At 37.4% G+C, this 23,385-nt stretch carries 20 protein-coding genes, 1 pseudogene and 1 other annotated feature; of the genes and pseudogenes, 16 read left to right on the top strand and 5 right to left on the bottom strand.

The features are described from left to right. The first annotated feature begins 30 nt into the window (after positions 1 to 30). Positions 31 to 2,337 carry a glycoside hydrolase gene (locus ACQKMD_RS14455; RefSeq protein ID WP_427752852.1) on the top strand — a complete coding sequence of 769 codons (2,307 nt, stop codon included), beginning with the start codon at positions 31 to 33 and terminating at the stop codon, positions 2,335 to 2,337. A gap of 170 nt (positions 2,338 to 2,507) precedes the next feature. Here the strand turns inward: ACQKMD_RS14455 and ACQKMD_RS14450 are convergent. The 3 genes and pseudogenes from ACQKMD_RS14450 to ACQKMD_RS14440 form a co-directional block, all read right to left on the bottom strand. Next, positions 2,508 to 2,772, bottom strand: a pseudogene (locus ACQKMD_RS14450) (IS5/IS1182 family transposase); the annotation flags it as partial. A 433-nt stretch (positions 2,773 to 3,205) separates the two neighbouring features. After that, positions 3,206 to 4,189, bottom strand: a complete 984-nt coding sequence (locus tag ACQKMD_RS14445; protein WP_427752851.1) for a bile acid:sodium symporter family protein — start codon at positions 4,187 to 4,189, stop codon at positions 3,206 to 3,208. Positions 4,190 to 4,416: 227 nt separating this feature from the next. Then, positions 4,417 to 5,802 carry an FAD-binding oxidoreductase gene (locus ACQKMD_RS14440; protein ID WP_427752849.1) on the bottom strand — a complete coding sequence of 462 codons (1,386 nt, stop codon included), beginning with the start codon at positions 5,800 to 5,802 and terminating at the stop codon, positions 4,417 to 4,419. A 303-nt stretch (positions 5,803 to 6,105) separates the two neighbouring features. Here ACQKMD_RS14440 and ACQKMD_RS14435 point away from each other — a divergent pair, with 303 nt between their 5' ends. The 3 genes from ACQKMD_RS14435 (at position 6,106) to ACQKMD_RS14425 (ending at position 8,123) form a co-directional block, all read left to right on the top strand. After that, a complete protein-coding gene (locus ACQKMD_RS14435) occupies positions 6,106 to 7,254 on the top strand; it encodes an NlpC/P60 family protein (protein ID WP_427752847.1) in 1,149 nt (382 codons plus the stop codon). Between the two features lie 138 nt (positions 7,255 to 7,392). Further along, the gene (locus ACQKMD_RS14430; protein WP_427752846.1) at positions 7,393 to 7,602 is read left to right on the top strand and encodes a helix-turn-helix transcriptional regulator; all 210 of its coding nucleotides are present in this window, start codon (positions 7,393 to 7,395) and stop codon (positions 7,600 to 7,602) included. Further along, positions 7,599 to 8,123: a hypothetical protein gene (locus ACQKMD_RS14425; RefSeq protein WP_427752844.1), complete on the top strand. Its 525-nt coding sequence runs from the start codon at positions 7,599 to 7,601 to the stop codon at positions 8,121 to 8,123. The genes ACQKMD_RS14430 and ACQKMD_RS14425 overlap by 4 nt, the downstream gene beginning before the upstream one ends. A gap of 47 nt (positions 8,124 to 8,170) precedes the next feature. On the opposite strand, the gene sspI is transcribed toward ACQKMD_RS14425, so the two are convergent. After that, positions 8,171 to 8,377, bottom strand: coding sequence for a small acid-soluble spore protein SspI (gene sspI, locus ACQKMD_RS14420; RefSeq protein ID WP_427752842.1), 207 nt, complete (start codon positions 8,375 to 8,377; stop codon positions 8,171 to 8,173). A gap of 136 nt (positions 8,378 to 8,513) precedes the next feature. Here sspI and ACQKMD_RS14415 point away from each other — a divergent pair, with 136 nt between their 5' ends. The 7 genes from ACQKMD_RS14415 (at position 8,514) to ACQKMD_RS14385 (ending at position 16,128) form a co-directional block, all read left to right on the top strand. Next, positions 8,514 to 9,491: a zinc-binding dehydrogenase gene (locus ACQKMD_RS14415; RefSeq protein WP_427752868.1), complete on the top strand. Its 978-nt coding sequence runs from the start codon at positions 8,514 to 8,516 to the stop codon at positions 9,489 to 9,491. A 23-nt stretch (positions 9,492 to 9,514) separates the two neighbouring features. Continuing rightward, a complete protein-coding gene (locus tag ACQKMD_RS14410; protein WP_427752840.1) occupies positions 9,515 to 10,285 on the top strand; it encodes a TrmH family RNA methyltransferase in 771 nt (256 codons plus the stop codon). A gap of 63 nt (positions 10,286 to 10,348) precedes the next feature. Continuing rightward, positions 10,349 to 10,579, top strand: a binding site (T-box leader). 118 nt (positions 10,580 to 10,697) lie between these two features. Continuing rightward, positions 10,698 to 11,735 carry a phenylalanine--tRNA ligase subunit alpha gene (gene pheS / locus ACQKMD_RS14405; protein ID WP_427752867.1) on the top strand — a complete coding sequence of 346 codons (1,038 nt, stop codon included), beginning with the start codon at positions 10,698 to 10,700 and terminating at the stop codon, positions 11,733 to 11,735. 12 nt (positions 11,736 to 11,747) lie between these two features. Next, complete coding sequence (pheT, locus tag ACQKMD_RS14400) at positions 11,748 to 14,153, top strand: phenylalanine--tRNA ligase subunit beta (protein WP_427752838.1); 2,406 nt, start codon at positions 11,748 to 11,750, stop codon at positions 14,151 to 14,153. Between the two features lie 126 nt (positions 14,154 to 14,279). Then, the gene (locus tag ACQKMD_RS14395) at positions 14,280 to 14,468 is read left to right on the top strand and encodes a PLD nuclease N-terminal domain-containing protein (RefSeq protein ID WP_427752837.1); all 189 of its coding nucleotides are present in this window, start codon (positions 14,280 to 14,282) and stop codon (positions 14,466 to 14,468) included. Next, complete coding sequence (locus tag ACQKMD_RS14390) at positions 14,465 to 15,349, top strand: ATP-binding cassette domain-containing protein (protein WP_427752836.1); 885 nt, start codon at positions 14,465 to 14,467, stop codon at positions 15,347 to 15,349. The genes ACQKMD_RS14395 and ACQKMD_RS14390 overlap by 4 nt, the downstream gene beginning before the upstream one ends. Continuing rightward, positions 15,346 to 16,128, top strand: coding sequence for an ABC transporter permease (locus ACQKMD_RS14385; RefSeq protein ID WP_427752835.1), 783 nt, complete (start codon positions 15,346 to 15,348; stop codon positions 16,126 to 16,128). The genes ACQKMD_RS14390 and ACQKMD_RS14385 overlap by 4 nt, the downstream gene beginning before the upstream one ends. A 48-nt stretch (positions 16,129 to 16,176) precedes the next feature. Here the strand turns inward: ACQKMD_RS14385 and rnhC are convergent, their stop codons facing one another. After that, a complete protein-coding gene (gene rnhC, locus ACQKMD_RS14380) occupies positions 16,177 to 17,112 on the bottom strand; it encodes a ribonuclease HIII (protein WP_427752834.1) in 936 nt (311 codons plus the stop codon). An 84-nt stretch (positions 17,113 to 17,196) separates the two neighbouring features. On the opposite strand from rnhC, the gene zapA reads away from it, so the two are divergent. Genes zapA through ACQKMD_RS14355 form a run of 5 tightly spaced genes read left to right on the top strand, consistent with a single transcriptional unit; the run spans position 17,197 to position 22,605 of the window. Beyond that, positions 17,197 to 17,457, top strand: a complete 261-nt coding sequence (zapA, locus tag ACQKMD_RS14375; RefSeq protein WP_427752833.1) for a cell division protein ZapA — start codon at positions 17,197 to 17,199, stop codon at positions 17,455 to 17,457. Positions 17,458 to 17,462: 5 nt separating this feature from the next. Beyond that, positions 17,463 to 18,002, top strand: a complete 540-nt coding sequence (locus ACQKMD_RS14370) for a CvpA family protein (RefSeq protein ID WP_427752832.1) — start codon at positions 17,463 to 17,465, stop codon at positions 18,000 to 18,002. Between the two features lie 47 nt (positions 18,003 to 18,049). Further along, positions 18,050 to 19,756, top strand: coding sequence for a DNA polymerase/3'-5' exonuclease PolX (polX, locus tag ACQKMD_RS14365; RefSeq protein WP_427752831.1), 1,707 nt, complete (start codon positions 18,050 to 18,052; stop codon positions 19,754 to 19,756). 16 nt (positions 19,757 to 19,772) lie between these two features. Beyond that, positions 19,773 to 22,136 (top strand): endonuclease MutS2, encoded by a 2,364-nt coding sequence (locus ACQKMD_RS14360; protein ID WP_427752830.1) that lies wholly within the window; start codon positions 19,773 to 19,775, stop codon positions 22,134 to 22,136. 55 nt (positions 22,137 to 22,191) lie between these two features. Continuing rightward, a complete protein-coding gene (locus tag ACQKMD_RS14355) occupies positions 22,192 to 22,605 on the top strand; it encodes a DUF350 domain-containing protein (RefSeq protein ID WP_427752829.1) in 414 nt (137 codons plus the stop codon). The last annotated feature ends 780 nt before the right edge of the window (positions 22,606 to 23,385 follow it).

Below are 23,385 nucleotides of genomic sequence, written 5' to 3'. Positions count from 1 at the left end.
GAGTTAGTCTAAGACTAGGAGGTGCGATACATGAAAAAAATAATATCTATCATGGTAATTGTAGTCTTTGCTATTAGTTTTCTTACAGGATGCGCTGGCAAAGAAAAAAGGCCAAACAAAGTGGGCTACACGCAAAAAGATAATTTAGATTTTAACTTTAGTGTAGATCCGGAAACCTTTACGCTTGAGGTGGAATCCAATGGAAATAAGGAAAAGGCATCAGAACCATTGGAGAAAATGAAAGTTTCAAATTTAAAAGACAGTGAAGATAATATTAGCTGGACCTATGCAGAACAGGATCTTGATATTGATATCGAAAAGAAAGATAAGTATGTAGATGTAACCATCAAATCCAGTAAAGACGATGAAAATACGTTTGCTTGGCCGAAAGTGAAAGGTAATGGATATCTACTCCCATTAAATCAAGGGAAGTACATTCCAAGCGATGATGCAGTTTGGAAAGACCATCTAAATGAAGAAAAAATGAAATTGATTGAATCTTTCTCCATGCAGTTTTTTGCGGTTGATAAAGATGAATATTCGTTAGTATACATTATTAAAAATCCCTACAATAATGAAATTTCTTTTGATACAAAGAAAAATATAGAGTTTACTTTTAATCATGAGTTCCCGTCTATCAATCAACAGAAGGAATATGGTTTTAGAATATATTTAACGAAAAAAAATCCAGTACATGTTGCCAAAACTTATAAAAATTATTTGATTGAGCAAGGTGACTTTAAATCATTGAATGAGAAGGCTAAAGAAAATAATAATATTGAAAAACTTTATGGTGCTCCTCATGTTTATTTTTGGGACAGAACTGTAATTTCAGAAGAAAATATACAATGGGCAAGATTGAAAAGTAGTTTCCCTGATAAGCTGAAATTATGGATTCAGGAGTTATTAGCTACTAAAGTTGAAGATGGGACAGAGCTTGCAGCTGCGTATGATGATTTAAATACTTACGATTACGTAGACAAATATACTAAAAATAGAATAGTAAAAAGCTTAAGTGCTGTCATGCAACTAAAAGAATTTTACAATCCGGAAGTATTTACTAAAGAGGATAAAGAAATTCAAAAGTTAATAAATAAGAAAATAGACAAATTAAATCCAGTAGAATTAATTGAACTTAATAAGAGATTATTAAAAAACGAGCTTGGTAACGTAGTGGATCCAATAGAAAAGTGGGCAGATGCAAATACAATAGATGTCATAAAGGATATGAAGCATTCAGGATTAGCAAATTTATGGATTGGTTTAGATGACTGGCAAGAAGGTTTTATTAAACCAGAGTTAGTAAAAGAAGCAGAAAATCAGGGATATTTAATCGGTACTTACGATTCGTATCATTCAATCCATGAACCAGGTAAAGAGCAGTGGGAAACGGCTAAATTTAAGGACACTTCACTTTTTGAAAATGCAACCGTCACTAAAAAAGATGGAAGTAAAATTGAAGGATTCCAAGGTGTAGGTAGAAAGTTGAATCCAACATTAGCGATGCCGAGTGTGAAAGAAAGAGTAACGTCGATCTTAAATACTGGTTTACCATTTAACTCATGGTTTTTAGATACAGATGGTACAGGAGAGATCTTTGATGACTACTCACCAGAACATACTACTACTGAGTCAGAAGATGCCCAAGCTCGAATTAAGAGAATGGAGTATCTACAAAAAGAATGGGGAATGGTAGTCGGAACTGAAGGTGGAAATGATTTTGTTAACAAAACGATTGCTTTTGCACATGGAATAGAAACCCCCTCATTTTCCTGGATGGATGAGGATATGGGCAAAAATAAAGAGAGTAATTATTATGTAGGAAGATACTATTCGAGTACTGGCGGAGTTCCAGAACTATTTTCTAAACAAATACCTGTAAAGGATAAGTACAAGAAACTATTTTTGGATTCCAACTACACCATTCCATTATATAAGTTAGTTTACAACGATTCAGTGATTACGACATATTGGTGGGGATGGGGAACTCTAAAAATAGAAGATGAAATTGAAAATAGAATGCTGTATGAAATACTTTACAATGTACCACCTCTATATCATATTGATAAACACGAGTGGGAAAAGTACAAAACAACAATAATAAACCATTCTAAAGTATGGTCAAATTTCAGCAAAAAAGCAATAAAGGAAGAGATGACAGATTATAAAATTCTATCAGATGACAGATTAGTTCAAATGACTGAATATGGAGAAGATTTGAGTGTAATAGCCAATTTCTCTGAAGATGAAACCATCGCTCAAGGAGAAAAGATACCCGGGAAATCAGTATTAATCATTGATGGAAAGGATAAATCCATTTATACACCAAAAAAGTAAGTGTAAAATAGATTGTAATGTTAATAATCATTAACATACTAAATTCCCATCTATATAACTGGAGGGTACTGAAAACTTACATTTTTAAAATGTAATGTTCTTCAATAGCAAACACCCGCACTTTTTGTTTGATTTTGAACAGAAAGTGCCGGTGTTTTTTTGTATTTCCCTTATTCTTCATTTATTAGCTTCAAGATACGTTTCAAATTCACCTCAAATATTGTTGTAGTTCCTTGGGCTTCCAGGCCAAATAAACCCGCGATTTTTCCGTTGCTTAAAAAGCTGCTTGCTCTCATGTTCGGTTAATTTTATGGAAATTGTATACGTTTTGCTTTTGGCACCGTCTTTATAACAGCCAACTTATAATGGACAAACCTTACATTTTTCTATGTCAAAGTAATACGTTTGTGTTTGATTTTTACCTACTTCTTTTTTATTTCTGTGATTTCATTTGAAGTTGGTTTTAATGGACATTTTTCTTTTATCACCAGATAAGGACTTAGAGTGAATGTTTCTTGCTTGGAGATCATGGACAGCACCACCTTGAATTAGTCCTTTTATTATAAAGTGTTAGGTGTGAATAGGAAGGAATAAAACTCAGAAAAAACGATAAAACTAGTTGATTGGAGTGCAGGCGGCGACTCCTTGGGGAACTAGCGAACATCTTAAGACCCCGCAGGAGCGTTAGCGACGAGGAGGCTCAAAGTTCGTCCCCAGGAAAGCGTCCGCCGGAACGGAAATTAACGGCATCGAAGAAAAGCCATGGCAGAAACGATTACTCGTTTCCGCCATGGCTAAAATTCATTTTATGGACTTTTTCAGTGTCCTCAATAACTGGTGGGGATTTTTTTACTTTAGAGAAGCAATCTTATATGCTTTTGGCCTTTTGTGTAACAGTGGAAGTAATCTTATCAACTTCAACATTACGGACTGGACGCTTTGACCAATATGTTGCAAGAATTGGTCCAGAGATATTATGCCATACAGCTCCAAATGTACTTGGTAAAGCTGCTAGGGGGCCAAAGTGTGCTGCAGCAAGTGCGACACCTAATCCGGAGTTTTGCATACCTACTTCTATAGAAATAGCCCGTTGATCTTGTAAAGAAAGACCACATAATTTGCCTGCGTAGTATCCTAATAATAACCCTGCACCGTTGTGTAAAAATACTGCAAAGAATACTAGTAAACCTGCAGAAGCGATTTTATCTTGGTTCCCTGAAACCACGGCTGATACTATGACAATAATTGCGAAAACGGAAATTAAAGGCACAATAGAAATACTTTTATCAACGACAGTTGGCAAGAATTTGCGAACTAGTATGCCAAGAGCGATTGGAACGATAATAACTTGAATAATAGACATGAACATTGATTTTGCATCTACAGGCATCCATTGACCAGCTAATAGCAATAATAATAGTGGTGTCAAAATTGGTGCAAGTAATGTAGAAACAGAAGTCATTGTAATAGATAGGGGCACGTTTCCTTTTGCTAAATACACCATAACATTAGAAGCAGTCCCACCTGGAACAGAACCTAGTAATACAAGACCTGCAGCTAATTCTGAAGGTAATTGCAATATATAAGCGATTGCAAGTGCAGTAAGAGGCATAATCGTAAACTGTGCTATAATCCCGATGAATACTGGTAACGGCTTTGTCAAAACTAATTTAAAATCACTGGCTTTTAGTGTAAGTCCCATTCCAAACATGACAACCCCAAGTAGTATTGTGATATATTGCCCTAATCCTAAAAAGGGTGTGGGTGCTAAATAAGCTATTACGGCAATAAGCATTACCCATACAGCAAAGTATTTTCCGATAAAAGTGCTAAACGTTTCAAGAGTTTTCATTTGAACAACATCCTTTCTGTCTCTTGCTTGTAAATTTTCAAATAGGGTAAGTAAAGACTATTAAAAGTAAGTACTACTCTATAAAAAAAGAATATAAATACTATTCTGAATATTTTTATAATATACTTATTATAATGATGATTAAGGATTTTTCAAGAAGATTATGAAAATCAAATAAAAATGCCGCTCCTAATAAAAATTAGAAGCGGAATATCAGATTTTAATATTTACTCTTCAATTCGAACAATTTTACCTGGATTCAAAATATTCTTTGGATCAAGTGAGATTTTAATAGCTTTCATGACATTATACGATTCGCCATGTTCTTTGGCTTGGTATTTTTGTTTACCAACTCCCACCCCGTGTTCTCCTGTGCAAGTACCGTTGCGATCTAGTGCAAATTGTACGATGGCTTCATTGAAGGCATCGGCTCTTTTAATTTCTTCTGCATTTTTCAAATCAATCATAACTATTGTATGGAAGTTACCATCACCGACATGACCTAATACGCCACCTGGAAGATTAGCAGTATTTAGTTGCTGACGTGCAAAACGTACAGCATCTGCTAGATCTGAAATGGCTACGCACACATCCGTTACCATCTGTCTTTTACCTGGATGACCATGTGTATAAGCGTATGCTAAGTTGTGACGAGCATCCCACAGTTTGGTGCGAGCAGTGTTATCCGATTCGAACTGCATTTCCACGCAACCATGATCCTCCATAATTTCACGCGTAAATAAAACATCTTGTGCTAAGCCTGCTTCATTACCGTGGAATTCGATAAATAGTGTTGGTTTTTCAGGATAAGCGGTGTCGCTGTAATGATTTACTTGGCGAACAGACTCTTCGTCGACTAATTCAACTCGAGCAATTGGAATACCGACTTGTAAAATAGAAGTAACAGCAGCAATTGCATTCTCGACAGTTGGAAAGACAGCACGGGCAGCCGTTTCAAATTCTGGAATACCATAAACCTTTAATGTAAGTTCTGTGAAACAACCGAGGGTACCTTCAGAGCCGACAAATAAACCATTTAAATGATAACCAGATGATGATTTTGCAGCTAAATTACCAGTGTGGATAATTCTTCCGTCAGCTAAAACAACTTCTAAGTCACGTACTTGGTCGCGCATGACGCCATATCGTACAGCAGTTGTGCCACTCGCATTTGTAGCAGCCATTCCGCCTAAAGTGGCGTCGGCACCCGGGTCAACAGAGAAAAAGAGCCCATGTTTTTTTAACTCTTTATTTAACTGCATTCTAGTAACGCCAGGCTGTACTTTTACAAGCAAATCATCTTGGCGAATTTCTAAAATTTTATCCATTAAAGAAAAGTCGATTGTAATTCCGTTTTCATAAGGAATTACATGGCCCTCTAAACTAGAACCGCGACCAAAAGGTACTACCGGAACTACTAGCTCGTTGGCAAGTTTCATAATCTTACTTACTTGCTCCTTCGTTTTAGGAAATACAACGATATCTGGAAGGCAAGCCTCATGATAAGATTCGTCTTGTCCGTGCAGTTCTCTAACTGTCTCGTTGACAGAAACTTGATCTCCGTCAAGGAATTGTTTTAACGCTTCTGCAATGGTGTCGACTGTTACTGTCATTTTAAATCGCCTCACTTTATATTTTTAGAACAATCCGAAATATGGTTATTTTCGGATAATTAATGATGTAATAGAGTTCATTATAATATTGTCACCATATTACGCTAGCTAATTTGGATAGTACTAATTTGATATAATTTAAGTTTAGAATAACTAAATTATCTCCTCCAAAGATTACAATTATATTACAGTGCATGTCGAAATATTGTATTTCAAATAGTAGAAGTATAAACTGAAGAATAGTCAAGTAAAAAAACATAGCAAAACACCCATAATATTACATAGAAAAGTAGATGATAATTAATGAAGAAGATATTCAAAAACGTTTTAGCAATAACCGTTTTAGCGGCTGCTCTATTACAAGTATCCCCTTCTTACGCTAGTCCTTCAAATGACTCAGCTCCAACAAAAGCTGAACAAAAAGCATTAAAGCTAGAGCAAAAAATTCAAAAGCTTGATAACAGTATTATTGAAGCAATGGATAAGGTTGATCGACTAAATAAGAAAATTAAAAACTCAAACGAGAAAATTACTCAAACAAAAAAAGACATTAAACAAACGCAAACAGAATATGAATTGCGCAAAACATTATATGAAGAACGACTAAGAGATATCCAAGGTGAAAGCAAAAGTACATTTATGTTGTATGCAGATGTCTTCCTATCATCTGAGGGTATGTCTGATTTCATCGACCGTACAACAGCTGTTACTCAAATTTTAAATAGTGATCAATCTTTAATGACAGAGTTAGATGATAAAGAAGACAAACTAATTGCTTCTAAAATATCTCTTAAAAAAGTAAATACAGAGCTGAAAGAAGATAAAAAAGATTTAGCTAAAGAGATGAAGCAAATCAAAAAAGATAAAAAGAAAGTTGAATCAAAACTAAAAGCTACGAAAAAAACAATCAAAGAAGAAAAAGCCGCTAAAAAAGCTGTAAAGGCCGCTCAAAAACGTGCAGAAAAAGCTGTAAGAGAAGCAGTGAAAACAGCATCAAATGATGATGACAACAAGCAAGTAAGTTTATCACCAGTAGTGAATATCACAAAAACATCGAACAAAAATGATGATGTTCTAAATTTAATAAATCAAAAGCCTTCTGGCGGAGATGCATCAGGTCTCATTGGTTACGCGAAGAATTTCCTTGGCGTACCATATGTATGGGGTGGAACTTCACCATCAGGCTTTGATTGCTCAGGTTTAATGCAATATGTTTACCGTTCTGAAGGTATTAGTCTTCCAAGAACGTCTAGTCAACAACAAAATGCAGGTACTCGTATTTCACCAAATGATGTACAAGCTGGTGACTTAGTGTTCTTTGGTAGCCCGGCGTATCACGTTGGTATGTATATCGGAAATGGACAATGGCTACATGCACCGCAAACGGGTGATGTCGTGAAAATCGCATCATACAACCCATCTATGTTCTCGAGTGCAGCACGAGTACGATAATTAATATTTAATAAAAAAAGAGAGCCAATGAGCTCTCTTTTTTTGTGGGATTTTTTATAAAATAGATTGAAAATATTTACATAATGTTAAGTTTAGGTTACAATATGCATATAAAACTTAACTTCTGGAGGTTATAGAATGCTCAGAAATCGGGTGAAGGAGCTTCGAGCAAGACATAGCTTTTCGCAATCTGAATTAGGAAATCGTGTCGGTGTAACAAGGCAAACTATTGGCTTTATAGAAAAAGGGGAGTTCTCACCGTCCGTTACATTAGCTTTAAAACTTGCAACAGAGTTACAAATTAAAGTAGATGAACTATTTTGGTTAGAAGGGGAGGCAGAGGAATGAAAAATGATTTGCGAGTAATGTATCCGTTATGGAATATTGGCGCTATTGTTTTATTAGGTAATTTATTGTACGGTTTAACACATTCTTTCACAATTGAATGGAACAAAGGGAGAGACGGGGCATTCGAATTTTATATAACAAGTAGCAATAGTGTTTGGCTAATATGTTTCACTGCGTCTGCGTTGTTCTTTCTAATTTATTTGCCTGCATATGCTTATAAAATTAAGCAACATAACAAATTGCACCCACAACAAAAAGTATCCGTGTTTAGAATCCAGCCGAATGAGTACTTAGAAGAGGATGAAATGATGCGTGCTGTTACACAGCGTGCAACGCAAAAGGTGTATACTTTCATTTCTTATGCACTACCGTTAGCAGTGCTAATATTCTTAATCCCTATGAATCATTTTTGGTATATTCTAATCATTTTATTAATCGCTATTATACAAAACCTCATGTATTATTTTGAAATCCGTAAATATGTAAAAGAAGATAAAGAGGAAGTTTCTGAACTTACTTAAAAAGAAAAAACTGTCCGAGCGTATTTCACCGCTTGGACAGTTTTTTATTACGCCATGGCTTTGGCTAAATCTTGCATAAAGTTTTGTTGTTTTTGTTGATCTGCATTGTTCCACCATGCTTCTAGGAAAACACCGAGTCCAGGGAGTAAATGCTCCTCACCGCGTGTAATCGCATCTTCAACAACATTCTTCAGTTCGTCGGCACTTTGACCTTGAACATTAGTTTTAACGGCTTCTCGTATTTGAAAATTCATACTTCATCCCTCCTATTATCATTTTTGCCGTTAGGCTCGATAGTTATACATTCATTTGTTAAAATTAGAATGGTTGATATTATTTACTATTGAGAATTTTGTGAAAAAAACTACATAACTAAGGGGTTGTTTTATCATCAGAGCATTTGTTTTTGAAAAAGGTTCTTTTAAAGTAACTGAATTACCTAATCCGCAAGCGGGCACTTTAGAAGCGGTTGTAGCGATTAAAGCTGCGGGGTTAAACCGTCGAGATTTGTATACATCAGGACGTTTAGGAAATGATAGCGAGGCGCTGATTTTAGGTTCTGATGCAGCAGGTGTTATTGAAGAAATCGGTGAGGGAGTGACTGATTGGCAAGTAGGCGATGAAGTAATTATTAATCCTTCATTGCGTTGGTATGAAAATTTTGATGTCCCTCCAGCTGATTTTGATATTTTAAGCTTCCCTGATAACGGAACATTCGCCGAGAAAATCGCCATTTCAGTGGAACAATTAGAGCGAAAGCCATCACACCTTTCATTTGAAGAGGCTTCTGTCATTGGTATTTCACCATTAACAGGTTATCGTGCATTATTTACAAAAGGGCAAATAGAAGCAGGGAATACCATATTTATCCCAGGAGCAGGTAGTGGTGTTGCGACGTTTTTAATCCAAATGGCTAAAAACGTAGGAGCAAGAGTCATAGTCTCTTCTCGAAGTGAAGAAAAACGTAATGCAGCGCTTGAAATCGGTGCTGACGTAGCGATTGATACGCACGGAGACTGGGTAGAATTATTAAAAGGAGAACAAATCGACATTGTCATTGAGAGTGTTGGACGTGCAACTTTTAATCGCTCTTTGGATGTTTTGAAAAAGGGTGGTAAAATAGTGTTGTTCGGTGCGACAACAGAAGACGTTGTTGAATTTGACTTACGAAAATTTTTCTATGGACAATATACATTGTATGGGACTACAATGGGAAGTCGCGATGAATTCCGTGCATGCCTTGAGCATTTAGCGGAATTTAACACGCATCCAGTGATGGATCGTACTTTCTCATTAGATGAAGCAGAACAAGCGCTTGAATATTTAAAAGAAAATCATCAGTTTGGCAAAATAACTATAACGATTTAAAAATTAAAGGCGGTATACATTTTATGAAAAGAATAGAATCACCACAAAATTCACTAGTTAAGTATTGGAAAAAGCTAGTGACAACTAGAAAAGAACGTGAACGCTCTGGGGAATTTATCGTTGAAGGTTTCCATTTAGTTGAAGAAGCAATTAAAAACAATGGTGAGGTACTAACAATTATTGTCCGTGAAGGTGTGGACATTCCACACTCTTGGAATATCGATGACATTTTTGTTGTAGAAGTAACACAACCAATCGCAAAAGAATTGTCTGAAACAGAACATCCTCAAGGTATCTTCGCGCAATGTAAGCAACGTGAGGTAACGGAAGAAGAACAAGCGGGCTGGACAAAGTTATTGTTAATCGATGCTGTTCAAGATCCAGGTAATGTAGGTACAATGATTCGTACTGCAGATGCAGCTGGTATTGATGCTGTTATTCTGGGCAAAGGCTCCGCTGATGCTTTTAATCCAAAAACAGTACGCTCTGCTCAAGGTTCACATTTCCATATACCAGTTGTAAAAGGGGAATTGGGAGACTGGGTTGATAGTTTACAAGACCGTTTAATTCCTGTAATTGGGACAGCTTTAGATAATGCAGTAGTATATTCTGAAGTGAAAAAAGGCGATAAATTTGCACTTATTATGGGCAATGAAGGTAATGGTATTCACCCAGACCTACTGGCAAAAACTGATGCCAATGTTATCATTCCGATTTTAGGGCAAGCTGAATCTTTAAACGTAGCAGTGGCTTCTGGGATTTTGTTATATAACTTCTCAGTTTCAGCAAAGTGACCTTGAAGAAAACAATTTAGTTGCGTATAATGATTATTATTGCATACAATGCTTAATAATAATTAAAATGCCTCGATCGGAAAAAGTATATGTTTCTACACTTTTTAGGGAGTGCTCGCCAAAGACTGCAAGCGTGCATATAGTTGTGTTACATGGAAGTTCACTCCGTTAGCAGCCACCGGGACCAGCACTTGCTGTAAAGGTTGGCCGGTTTAGAGCCGTTATTTCAATGAAGTGATTGTGTTCAGGCACAATAACTAGGGTGGTACCGCGAACTATGTCCTCGTCCCTTTTCAGGGGCGAGTTTTTTTGTGCAGATTTTTACACAATCTACATAAAAAGAGGGTTTACATGTTGAGTAAAAACAATTTGTTTTTGCTTTTCTATATTGGAAGGAGGAATTTAAATGGCAATGGAAGGACAATTAAATCAGCTAAAAGAAGAAGCTTTAGCGAAAATTGCAGCGGCATCAAACTCTAAAGAGTTGAATGATGTGCGTGTTGCTTATTTAGGTAAAAAAGGTCCGATTACGGATTTATTAAAAGGGATGGGTAAACTTCCTGCAGAGGAACGTCCTAAAATGGGTGCTCTAGTAAACGTCGTACGTCAAGAAGTAACTGAGGTGCTTGAAGCACGCGCACAATTACTAGAAGAAAAAGCAATCCAAGAACAACTTGAAAAAGAATCTATCGATGTAACTTTACCAGGGAGATCTTTAAAAGTAGGTAATAAACACCCACTGACAAAGGTAGTTGAAGATATTGAAGACTTGTTCATCAGCATGGGTTATGAAATTGCAGAAGGTCCAGAAGTTGAAAAAGACTATTACAACTTTGAAGCATTGAACTTACCAAAAGGTCACCCTGCTCGTGATATGCAAGATACATTCTATATTTCTGAAGAAATTTTACTTCGTACACAGACTTCTCCTGTTCAAGCACGTACAATGGAAAAAAAACAAGGTGCTGCAGTAAAAATTATCTGTCCAGGTAAAGTATTCCGCCGTGATAATGATGATGCTACTCACTCGCATCAATTCAATCAGATTGAAGGGCTTGTAATAAGTGAGAACATTACAATGAGTGACCTAAAAGGTACTTTGGATCTTTTCGCTAAAAAAATGTTTGGTCAAGAACGTGAAATTCGTTTGCGTCCAAGTTTCTTCCCATTCACTGAACCTTCAGTAGAGATGGATATCTCTTGTTTCAAATGTGGTGGAGATGGTTGTAGCTTATGCAAAAAAACAGGTTGGATTGAAATTTTAGGTGCTGGTATGGTACATCCAAACGTCCTAGAAATGGCAGGGTATGATCCTAAAAAAGTTTCAGGCTTTGCATTTGGTATGGGGCAAGAACGTATTGCAATGTTGAAATATGGGGTGGATGATATCCGTCATTTCTACACAAATGACATTAGATTCTTATCGCAATTCCATCGCACAGAACAGTAAGGAGGGGAAATCATGCTAGTATCATTAAAATGGTTAGATCAATATGTAGATTTACAAGGCCTTGAGCCAGCAGTTTTAGCAGAAAAAATTACACGCGCTGGTATTGAAGTTGACGGTATAGCAGACTTAGCAGAAGGCATGAAAAAGCTAATGGTCGGCGAAGTGAAAGAAAAAGTAAAACATCCAGAAGCGGATAAATTAAATATTTGCCAAGTTGATTTTGGTGAAGAGGAATTATCACAAATCGTATGTGGAGCTCCAAACGTAGCAGTTGGCCAAAAAGTTATCGTTGCTCGTCCAGGTGCACATTTACCAGGTGGTAAAATCAAAAAAGCCAAACTTCGTGGTGAAGTATCAAACGGTATGATATGTTCATTACAAGAGCTGGGTATCGAAGGTAAATTAGTACCGAAAGCTTACAGTGAAGGTATTTTCGTATTACCTGCAGAAACACCAGTAGGGGCTGACCCACTTGAAGTGCTTGGTCTATATGACACAGTGCTTGAACTTGGTTTAACACCAAACCGTTCTGATGCTATGAGTATGTTAGGTGTTGCTTATGAAGTAGGTGCAATTCTTTCGGAGGATATTAAATTACCGGAGTTAGACTATACAGAATCAGCTGAAAAAGCTACTGACTATTTAAAACTTCGTGTAGATGCACCAGCAGAAAACCCTATGTATGTAGCAAAAGTTGTAAAAAACGTCAAAGTTGCTGAGTCTCCATTATGGTTACAACAACGTCTAATGGCAGCTGGTGTTCGTCCACATAACAATGTAGTTGACGTAACAAATTACATTTTAATGGAATATGGTCAACCGCTTCATGCATTTGACTATGACCGTTTAGGAACAGGTGAAATTGTTGTTCGTCTTGCAAATGAAGGCGAAAAAATTACGACTCTTGATGATAAAGAACGTACTTTAAATGCAAAAAACCTTGTTATTACAAATGGAAAAGAACCTGTCGCAGTAGCTGGTGTTATGGGTGGATTAAACTCAGAAGTACATGATGGAACAACAACAGTTGTCATTGAATCTGCATACTTCGAAGGTTTATCAGTACGATATACATCAAAAGACTTAGGCTTACGTAGTGATGCAAGTGCACGTTTTGAAAAAGGACTTGATCCAAATCGTGTTATTCCTGCAGCAGAACGTGCAGCAAAATTATTAGCAGAACTAGCTGGTGGAGAAGTATTAGCTGGATCAGTTGTTTTTGATGAATTGGATAAAACACCTTCAAAAGTAATCGTGTCTCCTGACTTTATTAATGCTCGTCTTGGTATGAAGATTTCTTTAGATGATATGGTATCAATATTAAAACGTTTGAAATTTGATGTTGAAACTGCGAATGGCATGCTTTATGTAGATGCACCAACTCGCCGTCAAGATATTAAAATTGAAGAAGATATTGTGGAAGAAATCGCACGCCTTTACGGTTATGATGAAATTCCAGCAACAATGCCAATTGGCGAATCTACACCAGGTGGCTTAACAACTTACCAAGCAAAGCGTCGTATCGTACGTTCTTACTTAGAAGGTGCAGGTCTTTACCAAGCACTTACTTATTCATTAACATCTGAAGCACTTTCACAAAAATATGCTATAGAAACAGCTTCAGTTACAAAATTGTTAATGCCAATGAGTGAAGAACGTAGCACATTACGTCAAAGTTTGATCCCACATTTAGTGGAAGCAACTTCTTATAATATCGCTCGTCAAGCGGATACTGTAGCACTTTATGAAGTCGATTCTGTATTCTTAGGTTTAACTGAGGAAGGGCTGCCACTTGAAGAAGAGCATGTAGCAGCTGTTATCACAGGCAAATGGGTAGATCATGCTTGGCAAGGTGAGCATAAACAAGTAGATTTCTTCGTATTAAAAGGAATCGTTGAAGGATTATTTGATCGTCTAGGTTTAGCAGATGCAGTAACATATGAACGTGCAACTGTAGATGGCTTACACCCAGGTCGTACTGCTAGCGTATTATTAAATGGCAACCGCATCGGTTTAATCGGTCAATTGCACCCATCTGAACAAAAAGCAAGTGGCTTAAAAGAAACATACGTAATGGAGATGAACTTAGCAGCTATTTTAGACGCATCTACTGAAGCGCTAGTTTACGTTTCAGTTCCACGTTTCCCATCGATGTCACGTGATATTGCACTAGTTGTTGATAGAAGCACAGCGGCAGCTGATCTTGAAGCAATCATCCGTCAGGCTGGTGGTACTTTATTGAAAGATGTTCGTGTCTTCGATTTATATGAAGGGGACAAAATGGAAGAAGGTAAAAAATCAGTAGCCTTCTCACTACAATACTTTGAACCTGAACGTACTTTAACAGATGAAGAAGTAGTAGCAGCACATGACGAAGTGTTAAAAGCATTAGCAGAAGCAAATGCACAAATTCGTTAACATATAAATTTTCATACTAAATACCTGATCAGACGAACTGTCTTGATCAGGTATTTTTTTATATTATGCTTTTCATGAAAGTTCTAATCTGTTATATTTATTATATAACAAAAAGAGGTGAGCAAGATGAATTCATTATTAATGATGCTTTTACCGATTATAATTATTCAGTTTATTTTGATGATTGTTGCTTTAATTGATCTAGTTAAAATCCCGCAAACAAATGGTCCAAAATGGCTGTGGGCTATTGTTATTGTCTGTGGAAATATTATTGGTTCGATTATTTACTTTATCTTCGGGAGGAAACAAGTATGAGCCAGTTATTACAAGTTTCAGCGTTGCAAAAGAACTATGGACAGCATGAAGTGATTAAGAATATCTCTTTTGAGTTAACAAAAGGCACGGCAACTGCTTTGATTGGACCGAATGGAGCAGGTAAAACAACGATATTATCGATGCTTGCTGGATTATTAAAACCGACAAGTGGGCATATTCAATTCGATGGAATAGAGGGGGACCCAAGAGCATCTATTGGTTTTTTGCCACAGTATCCACAGTTTAATACTTGGCTAACAGCGAGTGAGTTTCTAATTATGGCTGCACGATTAAGTGGATTAACTGCACAAATTGCTAAAGAAGAGTCAGAGAAAATGCTTCAGTTCGTTGGCTTAAAAGATGCAGCAAATAAGAAAATTGGCACGTTCTCAGGCGGTATGAAGCAAAGACTGGGTCTAGCTCAAGCAATTATACATAAACCTAAACTGCTTTTATTGGATGAGCCAGTATCCGCACTTGACCCAGCTGGACGCTTAGATATGATGAATTTGATGAAATCGCTACAAAAAGAAATGACGATTTTATATTCAACTCATATTTTGAATGATGCTGAGCAAATGACGGATCAGTTATTATTCTTAAAAGCTGGTCAGCTAGTTGAGCAAGGTTCACTACAGGATGTAAAAGCAAAATATGAACATCGTCAAATTGTAGTGGAGTTTAAAGAAGAAGAAGAGGCTGCGCAATTTGTAGGTAATAGCACATTTAGTGCAGAGCAACAAAGCAGAATCGTAATTTTGCAAACAGATAATATGCAACAAGTTATTCAGGAGTTAGCAAAAGGATGCTTCGCAATTCGTAAAGTCGAGCAGCAATCTGCTAGCTTGGAAGAAATCTTCATGAAGGTGGCGAAACTATGATGCAATGGCGTGTGCTTTTACAAAAAGAATGGCGTGATCATGTACGTAGCTTGAAGATTTTATGGATACCAATTGTGTTTATATTATATGGTGTTATGCAGCCAGTAACACTTTATTATATGGAAGATATTATGAAGGCTGTTGGCAATATGCCTGAGGGCTTTGATATGGGTATTACAGATATAACATCAGCGGAAGTAATAGCCTCCACAGTCGGTCAGTTTCATCTCATTGTTGCGCTCATTATTGTCTTAAGCTTCATGGGAACTATTAGTAAGGAAAGAAAAAATCGAACAGCAGCGTTGCTATATGTACGACCGATTTCATTTAGCTCTTATTACTTCAGTAAGTGGTCTGGAGCAACGATTGTTGCGCTCTTTAGTACACTGGTAGGCTTACTTGCAAGTTACTACTATACTGTAATTTTGTATAATGAAGTAGATGTTTGGCGGATAGCAGCCCTCATCGGTACGTATAGTCTATGGGTATTATTCGTTGTGACGGTGACAATTACAGCAAGTGCATTATTCTCTACGGGTGTTGCAGGCACTCTAGCCATTCTACTAACATATTTTCTTCAATTAATCGATAGCATAATCGGGCAGTTTTGGACAGTGTCACCTTGGAAGTTAGGTACATACGCCATAACTTGGCTTGAGTCAAAACCAGATAATAGTGATTTTTGGTCGTCGGTAGTAGTGACGGTTATTGCCATATTAGTGTTGATGTTCGTAGGAGTATTTGGTGCAAAAAAGAATATGGAGAATATAAAAATATAAAAACAAGCTATTCCTGCTCTTCATGAAAAGAGGGGAATAGCTTGTTTTTTATTTTGTACGTTTTTTTGCGGCAATGGTTTGTGCTTTTTGGGTATTTGCAAAATGCCATTTTGTCATTGATTTTAATGTCTCTTCGCCTTTTGATAGTAAAATACGTGCTGCCATTTCATCTACTTTATTACTTGCGCCTTTTTGTAAATCAAAGCCAACTAAATCGCCAAGGCGGTCCATTTCTTTTAAGAAGGCATATCGTGCTAGAATAGAGGCAGCTGCTACTGAGACATGTAATTGTTCAGCTTTTGTAGCGAATAATACATTCTCTTTAACGATAGTCTTTTCATTTTTTAGATGGTTATAATAAATGCCACGCTCCGCAAATTGGTCAATTAAAATATGTGCTGGTTTTTTTGGTGCAATTTTACCTAGCACGTTATGTAGTGCTTGGTTGTGCATCATTGCTTTAATTTTCCCTTGTGACCAGCCTCTAGCTTGAATAGTGTTATATTTGTCGTTCCGTACGGTTAGAATGCTATGAGGTAATGCCCGCATTAAGTCAGGCGCGATTTGTCGCATAAAGTCATCAGTCAGCATTTTAGAGTCTTTAACACCGAGTTCACGAACTAGTTCGATTTTATCAGCAGGTACATATACGGCGGCTACCGTTACAGGTCCGAAATAATCACCTGTTCCTGTTTCATCAGACCCCATTACGGAGAGTTGTTCAAAATTGGAAGGCAACTTATCACCCTTCGACGACGTCTTTTTAGTCGTAGGATCATTAGGTTTTCCCCATCGACTAGACTCCCGTTCTGCTCCGTTTCCTTGGAACATCACTTTGCCAGATTTATATGAAGTGATAGAAGTATCGCTTAATTTTGCAGCAAATATGACTCCTGGCGCATTGCGTTCTACTCTAGATGAGGCATAATAAGAAGCAAGTTCTCCTTGCTTTTCGGTTGTTAATAAAATTACAATATTAGACATTTTATAGTCCTTTCTACTCTCGTTATTCACATGATAAACAATTTCATGGTATGATTAGAAATAGGATTTTAAGGAGGGGCAGCTGTGTCAGAGCAACCAAAAAATCGAATTTCAGTTGATATATATGGTCAAACATATACTATGCTTGGTACAGAGTCAACAACACATATGCGTTTAGTCGCGTCAACAGTTGACAATACTATGAGAGAGATTAAACAGGCAAACCCGAGCCTTGACAGCACTAAACTGGCCGTCCTAACAGCTGTAAATTCTGTAAATGATAGTTTGAAATTAAAAGAGCAACTTGTATTATTAGAAGAAGAACTGAAAAAACTAAAGGATTGAAGTAAATGATTGATATACTTATAATTATTTTATTACTTGCCGGCATTATCACTGGTGGAAGAAGAGGTTTAGTAGTCCAGTTGATACATATCATTGGATTTTTAATCGCGATGATTGTTGCTTATGTTTATTATAAACCTTTAGCTGAAAAATTTGTGCTTTGGATTCCATATCCAGTAGTTGATGGGAATACTACGTTAACTTATGCGATGGAACAACTAGATCTTAGCCAAACATTTTATCAGCTACTTGCCTTTGCAATTATTTTCTTTGTCGTCAAATTTGCAATGCAGATTGTAGCGTCAATTTTTGATTTCTTAAAATATGTGCCTATTATAGGTCCGTTCAATCGCTTTTTAGGCGGAATACTAGGATTTATAGAAGCTTATATATTAGTATTTATTTTACTTTATATTTTAGCGCTATTACCATTAGATGGTATCCAGAAATCTGTGGATAATTCAATCCTAACAAAATTAATGCTTGAATACACACCGATTATTTCAAGCATGTTCAAAAATATGTGGTTTGTCTACATGAAATAACTGCTCTCAACCGAGAGCAGTTTTTTCACGAATAAGGAGGTCATTTTTTGAATAAAAAAACAATCATCCGTACATTTGAAAAAATAGCATTGTATCTAGAGTTACAGGGAGTTAACCCGTTTAAAATTTCAGCATTTCGTAAAGCTGCGGCAGCACTAGAAGCAGATACTAGAAGTTTAAGTGAAATTGAAGATATTACAGCGATAAAAGGCATCGGTAAGGGAACCGCTGCAGTTATAGAAGATTTACTTGCAACTGGAGAATCTTCTGTTCTAAAAGAGTTAGAAGAAGAAGTACCTAAAGGATTACCGCCATTATTAAAATTACCAGGCCTTGGTGGGAAAAAAATCGCAAAGCTATATCAAGAGTTAGGCGTAGATTCAGCAAAGGCACTAAAGGTAGCATGTGATGAAGGAAAAGTTTCTGCGTTAGCAGGCTTTGGTAAAAAGACTGAAGAGAAGATATTAAAAGAACTAGAGGTATTTGGTACTCGTTCAGAGAGACTACCTATTTGGCAACTAGAAAAAGTTGTACAAGAAATAGAGGGTATTTTAAGTGGAATTGTAGAAGTGCAACAGTTTTCAGTTGCAGGTAGCTTTAGACGTGTTAAAGAGTCTAGTAAGGATGTCGATTTTATCATTGCTACGGCAAACCGAGAATCTGTGAAAGAGCAACTTTTAGAGGCGCTTGTCATATCTGAGACGATTGCAGCGGGTGATACTAAAATTTCCGTAACTTTGGCCGCTGAAGAACCAATTAGCGTCGACTTCCGTCTAGTGACACAAGATGAATATGCAACGGCCCTTCATCACTTTACTGGCTCAAAAGAACATAATGTAAGAATGCGTCAATTGGCTAAGGATTTAGGTAAGAAAATTAGTGAATACGGTGTGGAGCAGGCGGATGGATCTGTCACAACATTTGCTTCTGAAACTGACTTTTTTGCTCATTTTGACTTACCGTTTATCCCACCTAGTATAAGAGTAGGTAATAAAGAATTTGACCGTTTAGAGGACATCAAAGAGCTTGTTCAATTAGAAGATATTCGTTCTGATTTGCATATGCATACAACATGGTCTGATGGCGCGTATGCAGTACATGAAATGGGTGAAGCACTCATTGCTAGAGGATATGAATATGCTGTCATCACAGATCACTCGCAATATTTAAAGGTTGCAAATGGATTAACCCCTGAACGTTTAATTGAACAGAGCAAAGAAATTTGGGCATTCAATGAAAAGCATCCAGACTTCCGCTTACTTGCAGGAACTGAGATGGATATTTTACCAGATGGATCGCTTGATTTTGAAGATGATGTACTAAAGGAATTAGACTTTGTCATTGCGTCAATTCACTCTAACTTTTCACAGCCTCAAGAGAAAATAATGGACAGATTACATAATGCTCTGCGAAATCCATATGTCCATATGATTGCACATCCTACAGGCCGTATTATCGGTAATCGAGAAGGATATAACCCAGATATCCCGCAATTGATTGAATGGGCGAGAGAATATGGTAAAATTTTAGAGTTAAATGCTAATCCATATCGTCTTGATTTATGTGAAGAACATTTAGAAATGGCAGCAGCTACTGGTGTACCGATCGCTATAAATACAGATGCACATGCAATTGACCAACTTCGCTTCATGGAAGTTGGAACGAAATACGCTCAAAAAGCATGGTTAAAGAAAAATAATATTGTAAATACGTGGACACTTGAAGATTTTGTCCGCTTTATACAGAAGAAATGAAGGGGAGGTGTTTTGAATGATCGCAGAACGCGCATTGAAAACACTAGAATTTGATAAAGTACGTGCTCAAGTAGCTTCATATTGTACATGCTCTTTAGGGAAAACTGTAATAGATGAACTTGTCCCTGAAACTGATTTTGAAAAAGTAACGCAACTATTAGACGAAATGGATGAAGGTTTATCCATTCTTCGAGTTAAAGGAAATGTGCCAATGGGTGGCATTTTCAAAGTGCGTCCGCATGCAAGACGTGCACAAATTGGTGGTGCTCTCAGCCCAGTTGAATTGATGGAGATTTCGAGCACAATTCGTGCAAGTCGTATACTTCGTCAGTTTATTGAAGGAATTGAAGTAGAAGAGGATATACAAATACCTTACTTCATTCAGAAGAAAGAAAGCATCCCGACATTAACAGGCTTGCAGCATGAGATTAATGCTTGTATTGATGATAACGGTGCTATTTTAGACTCTGCTAGCTCTGAGCTTCGTTCAATACGTCAGCAATTGCGAGCACAAGAAGGACGTGTTCGTGAAAAGTTAGCGAGCTTAACACGTGGTACTAATGCAACGAAAATGCTTTCTGATGCGATAGTTACAATTCGTAATGATCGTTTTGTTATTCCTGTTAAATCAGAATACCGCAGTCATTACGGTGGTGTTGTACATGACCAATCTTCATCTGGTCAAACACTATATATTGAACCGGATGCAGTCGTACAAGCGAATAACGAAATTCATCAACTAAAATCAAAAGAGCAAGTTGAAATCGCGCGCATTTTATTAATGTTATCTCTAAAAGTACAAGAGGTAGCACCTGACATCTTTATCACTGTGCAATTACTTGGCGAAATTGACGTTATTTTGGCAAAAGCAAAATACGGACAAGCCAATAAATGTTCAAAGCCAATTATGAATAATGATGGATATATTAAATTGGGTAAAGCGCGTCATCCTTTACTACCAAGCGAAGAGGCAGTAGCAAATGATATTGAATTTGGAAAAGATTTCACTGCAATCGTAATTACTGGGCCTAACACAGGTGGTAAAACGGTTACGTTAAAAACAGTGGGACTATGTACACTAATGGCACAGTCTGGTATTCCAGTCCCTGCTCTTGATGGCTCTCATCTTGCCGTATTTAATCAGTTATTTGCTGATATTGGAGATGAACAATCTATTGAACAAAGCTTAAGTACTTTCTCATCACATATGGTGAATATTGTTGATATTTTAAATCAATTTGATGACCGTTCCCTGATTCTTTTTGATGAGCTTGGAGCAGGAACTGACCCTCAAGAAGGTGCAGCACTGGCCATTTCTATTTTAGATGAGGTACATGGTCGTGGAGCACGAGTAATGGCAACGACTCACTATCCTGAGTTAAAAGCATACGGCTATAATCGCCCAGGTGTTGTCAACGCAAGTGTAGAATTTGATGTTGAGACGTTGAGCCCAACTTATCGACTATTAATCGGAGTTCCAGGGCGTAGTAACGCCTTTGAAATTTCGACACGTCTTGGTTTGCCAGATACTATTATTGATCGTGCTAAAACATTCACAGGTACTGATCGTCATGAAGTAGAATCGATGATTGCGTCTTTAGAAGAAAGTCGTCGTCAATCAGAAGAAGATGCTGAAAGAACACGTGCATTACGCCAGCAAGCAGAAGCACTTCAAGCAGAATTAGATGAAAAAATTAAAGCTTATGAAGATAAAAAAGAAGCATTAGAACAAAAAGCAAAAGACAAAGCGCGTAAAATCGTGGATGAAGCAAAAAAAGAAGCTGAAGAGGTTATTTCAGAACTTCATAAAATGCGCTTAAATGCAAACAAGATTGTCAAAGAGCATGAAATTATTGATGCTCGTAAACGTCTAGAAAAAGCTGCACCGGAAAATAAAGTACTGAAAAAGCAACAGCAACTGAAAGCACGAGCTCAAGAATTATCTAAGGGTGACGAAGTAAAAGTATTGAGCTATGGTCAAAAAGGTGTGTTACTTGAAAAAGTATCAAATTCTGAATGGATCGTGCAAATTGGTATATTGAAGATGAAGCTTGATGAATCAGATTTAGAGTACGTGAAACCTGAAAAAGAAAAGCAAACTGTAAATGTTTCAAGCGTTCGAAATCGAGACTCAAATGTTAAGCTAGAACTAGATCTTCGCGGAGAACGTTATGAAGATGCGATTGTACGCACGGAAAAATATATTGATGATGCATTACTGTCAAATTATCAACGCGTTTCAATTATCCATGGTAAAGGAACTGGGGCATTACGCCAAGGAATTCAAGCCTTACTAAAAAAACATCCGCGTGTAAAATCTTATCGTTTTGGTGAAGCAGGAGAGGGTGGCTATGGCGTAACAGTAGCCGAGCTAAAATAACCTTTTAAAGTAATCAAAAATAGAGAAAAAATTTTGACACTGAAAGGGGATGTTTATGTTGTTAAATGAATTTTGGCGATATCCTGCTGTCGAGGCTGCTGGTAACTTCAGTGTTGTTGTCCTTTGCTTAATCCTATCGATGGTGATATTTGAAATTGTAACAAAATACAAAAATTGGGTGGAAATAAAAAAAGGCAATGTAGCAGTTGCACTTGCAACAGGCGGGAAGATATTAGGGGTATGTAATATTTTCCGATACTCCATTGAGAAGCATAACTCGCTCGTAGAAATGATGGGTTGGGGATTGATTGGTTTTATCTTACTAATATTTGCATATGTTTTATTTGAATTTATGACGCCGACATTTAAGGTAGATGAAGAAATTGAAAAGGATAATCGATCAGTTGGTTTTATTTCGTTTACGATTTCAGTAGGTCTGTCATTTGTTATCGGTGCAAGTATTTCTTAGGGGAGAGAATATGGAAACATTATCGAAGGTACTAATTGGCGTATGTATTGCGTTCATTTTAGTAGGAATTGTCTATTTAATAATGAACTAGTCTTGAAGTCCTCAATAGGGCTCCTCAGACTGTAGGTAAACTCTGAAAAATGAGTTTTCTACAGTCTTTTTATTTGTATATAAGATAGAACAGGTTTTCCGAAGCTTACCACTCGCTTTCCGCGGGCGAGCGCCGAGCCGCTTCGTCGTTACGCTCCTGCAGGGTCTCGTCTGTCTCGCTATTCCCGCAGGAGTCGAGCGGACGCTTCTCCAAACCAATAAAATTATACAAGATAGAACAGGTTTTCCGAAGCTTACCGCTCGCTTTCCGCGGGCGAGAGCCGAGCCGCTTCGTCGCTACGCTCCTGCAGGGTCTCGTCTGTCTCGCTATTCTCGCAGGAGTCGAGCGGACGCTTCTCCAAACCAATAAAATTCTATAGGATAGAACAGGTTTTCCGAAGCTTATCGCTCGCTTTCCACGGGCGAGAGCCGAGCCGCTTCGTCGCAATGCTCCTGCAGGGTCTCGTCTGTCTCGCTTTTCCCCGCAGGAGTCGAGCAGATGCTTCTCCAAACCAATAGAATGCTACCTTCTATTTTTCTACTTACGCATTCATTTTAATAGTTGTTAGACTGTAGACAAACTGCGAATCTACAGTCTTTTTATTTGTATACAGGATAGAACAGGTTTTCCGAAGCTTACTGCTCGCTTTCCGCGGGCGAGAGCCGAGCCGCTTCGTCGTTACGCTCCTG

This window comes from Viridibacillus sp. NPDC096237 (genome assembly GCF_050278625.1).
In the GTDB taxonomy this organism is placed as follows: Bacteria; Bacillota; Bacilli; order Bacillales_A; family Planococcaceae; genus Viridibacillus.
Note: the sequence above shows the minus strand (reverse complement) of the source record. Positions and strands in the feature narration are given on the sequence as shown.

Excerpts from the sequence above, each read along its gene's own strand:
- ACQKMD_RS14455 (WP_427752852.1), top strand. The coding sequence starts at position 31 with ATGAAAAAAATAATATCTATCATGGTAATTGTAGTCTTTGCTATTAGT.
- ACQKMD_RS14445 (WP_427752851.1), bottom strand. The coding sequence starts at position 4,189 with ATGAAAACTCTTGAAACGTTTAGCACTTTTATCGGAAAATACTTTGCT.
- ACQKMD_RS14440 (WP_427752849.1), bottom strand. The coding sequence starts at position 5,802 with ATGACAGTAACAGTCGACACCATTGCAGAAGCGTTAAAACAATTCCTT.
- ACQKMD_RS14435 (WP_427752847.1), top strand. The coding sequence starts at position 6,106 with ATGAAGAAGATATTCAAAAACGTTTTAGCAATAACCGTTTTAGCGGCT.
- ACQKMD_RS14430 (WP_427752846.1), top strand. The coding sequence starts at position 7,393 with ATGCTCAGAAATCGGGTGAAGGAGCTTCGAGCAAGACATAGCTTTTCG.
- ACQKMD_RS14425 (WP_427752844.1), top strand. The coding sequence starts at position 7,599 with ATGAAAAATGATTTGCGAGTAATGTATCCGTTATGGAATATTGGCGCT.
- sspI (WP_427752842.1), bottom strand. The coding sequence starts at position 8,377 with ATGAATTTTCAAATACGAGAAGCCGTTAAAACTAATGTTCAAGGTCAA.
- ACQKMD_RS14410 (WP_427752840.1), top strand. The coding sequence starts at position 9,515 with ATGAAAAGAATAGAATCACCACAAAATTCACTAGTTAAGTATTGGAAA.
- pheS (WP_427752867.1), top strand. The coding sequence starts at position 10,698 with ATGGAAGGACAATTAAATCAGCTAAAAGAAGAAGCTTTAGCGAAAATT.
- pheT (WP_427752838.1), top strand. The coding sequence starts at position 11,748 with ATGCTAGTATCATTAAAATGGTTAGATCAATATGTAGATTTACAAGGC.
- ACQKMD_RS14395 (WP_427752837.1), top strand. The coding sequence starts at position 14,280 with ATGAATTCATTATTAATGATGCTTTTACCGATTATAATTATTCAGTTT.
- ACQKMD_RS14390 (WP_427752836.1), top strand. The coding sequence starts at position 14,465 with ATGAGCCAGTTATTACAAGTTTCAGCGTTGCAAAAGAACTATGGACAG.
- ACQKMD_RS14385 (WP_427752835.1), top strand. The coding sequence starts at position 15,346 with ATGATGCAATGGCGTGTGCTTTTACAAAAAGAATGGCGTGATCATGTA.
- rnhC (WP_427752834.1), bottom strand. The coding sequence starts at position 17,112 with ATGTCTAATATTGTAATTTTATTAACAACCGAAAAGCAAGGAGAACTT.
- ACQKMD_RS14370 (WP_427752832.1), top strand. The coding sequence starts at position 17,463 with ATGATTGATATACTTATAATTATTTTATTACTTGCCGGCATTATCACT.
- ACQKMD_RS14360 (WP_427752830.1), top strand. The coding sequence starts at position 19,773 with ATGATCGCAGAACGCGCATTGAAAACACTAGAATTTGATAAAGTACGT.
- ACQKMD_RS14355 (WP_427752829.1), top strand. The coding sequence starts at position 22,192 with ATGTTGTTAAATGAATTTTGGCGATATCCTGCTGTCGAGGCTGCTGGT.